Origin of the sequence: Gilvibacter sp. (assembly GCF_013214815.1) — a bacterium.
Lineage (GTDB): Bacteria > Bacteroidota > Bacteroidia > Flavobacteriales > Flavobacteriaceae > Gilvibacter.
This window is the reverse complement of record NZ_JABSPU010000123.1, coordinates 1-3,165: the sequence shown is the minus strand read 5'-3', so window position 1 is coordinate 3,165 and position 3,165 is coordinate 1. Positions and strand designations below refer to the sequence as shown.

3 protein-coding genes are annotated in these 3,165 nt (G+C 43.5%); 2 read left to right on the top strand and 1 reads right to left on the bottom strand.

The window, feature by feature from the left end:
• Together HRT75_RS14350 and HRT75_RS14345 are read left to right on the top strand one after the other, a co-directional pair.
• A partial coding sequence (locus HRT75_RS14350) for an NAD-dependent epimerase/dehydratase family protein (protein WP_291188188.1) occupies positions 1 to 602 on the top strand: 602 nt, incomplete at its 5' end.
• A 6-nt stretch (positions 603 to 608) separates the two neighbouring features.
• Positions 609 to 1,322 (top strand): hypothetical protein, encoded by a 714-nt coding sequence (locus HRT75_RS14345; RefSeq protein ID WP_291188186.1) that lies wholly within the window; start codon positions 609 to 611, stop codon positions 1,320 to 1,322.
• Positions 1,323 to 1,371: 49 nt separating this feature from the next.
• On the opposite strand, the gene HRT75_RS14340 is transcribed toward HRT75_RS14345, so the two are convergent.
• A partial coding sequence (locus tag HRT75_RS14340; RefSeq protein ID WP_291188185.1) for a T9SS type A sorting domain-containing protein occupies positions 1,372 to 3,165 on the bottom strand: 1,794 nt, incomplete at its 5' end.

Below are 3,165 nucleotides of genomic sequence, written 5' to 3'. Positions count from 1 at the left end.
GTATAGCCGTCTTTGGCGAATCTACACCTAAAGATAATACGCCGCAACAAACCATTATGGAACCCAGCACGGTATACGGGATCAGTAAACTGGCCGGAGAACGCTGGTGCGAATACTACCACCGAAAGTTTGGCGTGGATGTGAGAAGCATTCGCTATCCGGGATTGATCAGCTATAAAACAGCTCCTGGCGGAGGAACTACTGACTATGCGGTAGATATCTTCCACAAAGCGCTTAAACACGATTGCTATGTGTCATTTTTGAATGCGCAAAGTGAACTTCCTATGATGTACATAGAGGATGCGATCCATGCCACGATTTCCATTATGGATGTACCAAGAGAAAAAATCAAAGTTCACAGCTCGTACAATTTGGCGGCTTTGAGTTTTACTCCTGAAGAGCTCGCGGCTGAAATAAAGAAACAAAGGCCTGATTTTAAGATCTCCTATGACCCTGACTTTAGACAAGAGATCGCAGATTCTTGGCCAAACTCCATTGATGATTCTGAAGCGCGCAAAGATTGGGGCTGGGCGCATCAATACGGTATTGAAGAGATCACAGAGATCATGCTCCGAGAATTGGGGCCGGTCTACGCAAAATAAACTACTATGAACCGTTTGGGAATTTTAGTGCTTTTGCTGATTGGGTGTATTTCATGCACAGAAGAATCGGCAGAAGATATTGTACTTAAAAGTATGGAATACCACGGTGGCATTGCCGCCTGGGAAGCTGTGGATGAGCTCAGCTATCTAAAGACCACCAAACTCTATAAAGCCGATGGCAGTCTGGAGTCTGAAACCAGCATTGTTTATCACCATCCACTATATCGAGATCTACCCGCGAGTATGCGCTGGTTAGACGACAGTCAACTAAAAGCCTTTAAGTTGGATTCTGCAGGGGTGATCAAAGCCAATTTTGATCTCACTGCCAAAGACAGCACGCGTTACAGGGAGAGTTTGCGCACGGCTCCTTACACTTTATGTCAACCCTTCAAGTTAATGGCAGATGCTGACCTTTTAGTTCGATTTGATGATGAAGTGCTGGAAGACGGCCAAGGCGTTTATGTTATCGGTTTAGGATACACAGAAAGCGACGGATCCGAAGGCACCAAATGGAAATACTACTTTAATAATGAGAATTACCGTTTAGAGGCGGCCTTGGTTTTGCACAACGGCAGCTACAGCTATATTAGAAACGATATCTACGAGAATAAAACGGGCCTCTCACTCAACGCCAAACGCACCAGTTACCGTACAGACAGTTTGCGGAATGTGCAATACGTTCGGGGAGAATTTCTCTACGAGTATTTAGAAGAACAATAAAAAAAGGCTCCTTCAGAAGGAGCCTTTTTAGTTTTATTTTGTTTAAAGCTTATTGCTTGATCAAGCGTTTTACCGCTGTTCCTGCAGCACTTTGTAATTTCACCACATAAAGACCAGTTGCTAATTCAGACACGTCTAGTGTCAATCCAGCATTTTGGTTCATGGTTTGAGTCAATACCTGCTTTCCAGTAATGTCAAAGATCTGGATGCTCTCCAAGGCTTCATTAGCGTTCCATTGGATCTGCAATTGATCTCCGGCTGGGTTTGGATAAAGAACTACTTGTGCTTCTGTAAACTCATCTACAGATAGTGCACAAAAATCGTTAGGATCTTCTACAGTAACTGTAGCATCACAGCTAGACATGTTTCCGTTAAGATCAGTAACCATAATATTAACTGTTACATCTCCAACGTCATCACAATCTAGTGGATCTGGTGATAGCGTGTGCTCAAAAGACACATACATTAAGTCTTTGATTGACGATGACAAACCATCTGAAGATGGAGAGGTCAATTGAGTACCGGTTCCTGAAGTCAAATCAACTACATAAATTGAGTCACAACCAAAAGTTGTAGACCCAAGTGCACGATCGCCTCCAATGTATTCAAGACCTTGAGCAGTACCTCCACAACCTCCATCAGGCGTTGGGAAAGAAACTAAAGCACTAACCGTTCCGGTAGCAAGGTCAATAGCGTTTACGTTAACCGTTGAACTTCCACTAGCGTGTAACAAACGGCTATTATCAAAGTCATAAGTCAATCCAACTCCTCCGTCAGACCCTGCAGCTCCAACATCAGCAAAAGCATTCATGGTTCCAGTACTGATATCATAAAGACCAATTTCTCCAGATTGGAAGGTCACATAAATGGCTCCATCACTACCAAAGGTAAAGTCTTGTGGTTGAGTGTCTCCTAAAGGTGAAACCATTGTGTCAATAAAAGTAATGGCGCCTACAGTAATATCATCTACACGAAACAAAGAGCGCTCAAAACTATCGTTGTCTTGCATAATATACACCGTGTTCTCAATAGGGTGCCAGTCAATTCCGTAAAATTGATTAGACCCTGACATTCCTTGATTGGCAACGCGAACACTAATATCGTCCGTATCGGCATCATAGGTATACAAGTGAACATCCATAGAACCACCTGCAAAAGCATCTACTGCCCAAAGATTGTCAATTGGAGCATTACTGATCTCCCAACCTTCTAGTGGCACAGAAAGATCCGCTTGAACCTCAGTGGTTGCATCATTACAGGCAACAGCAAATGGAGAACCTGCATTGATGTACATCAAATCTTTGATTGAATTGTCAAATGGGTTAGGATCAGAAAGGCTAACTACGGCTTCCGTATTCAAATCAATAGTGTAAATGATTCCACAACCAAAAGTTGAAGAAGAGATACACTTACCATTACCTACATACTCCACGGCCTGAGAAGTACAAGAACCTCCGGCTCCAGGAACAGAAGCAAATTGGAACAATAGATTGCTAACACCTGTTGTAGTATCAATTTCATAAACGTCAATCGGGCCTGTACCTACCGTGTAGATCAAGCGGTCGTTGTCCCAGTCATAAGTCATTCCAGCACCACCAGATCCTGGCAAAGTACCCAAAGCTGTTCCAACACCCGTAGAAGGATCTACTATGTTCAAATCACCAGAGCCGAAAGCAACATAAAGTACTCCGTTACGGTCAAAGGCCATGGCATTAGCATTATTTGCTCCTCCCGAAGAAGTGATGGCTGCAATCTCTGAACTGGTTCCGGAACCGACATCTAAAGTAAAGATGCTACGTCCGCCAGTTCCTTCAGAGAAATAGTAAACCATCCCGTCAACAGG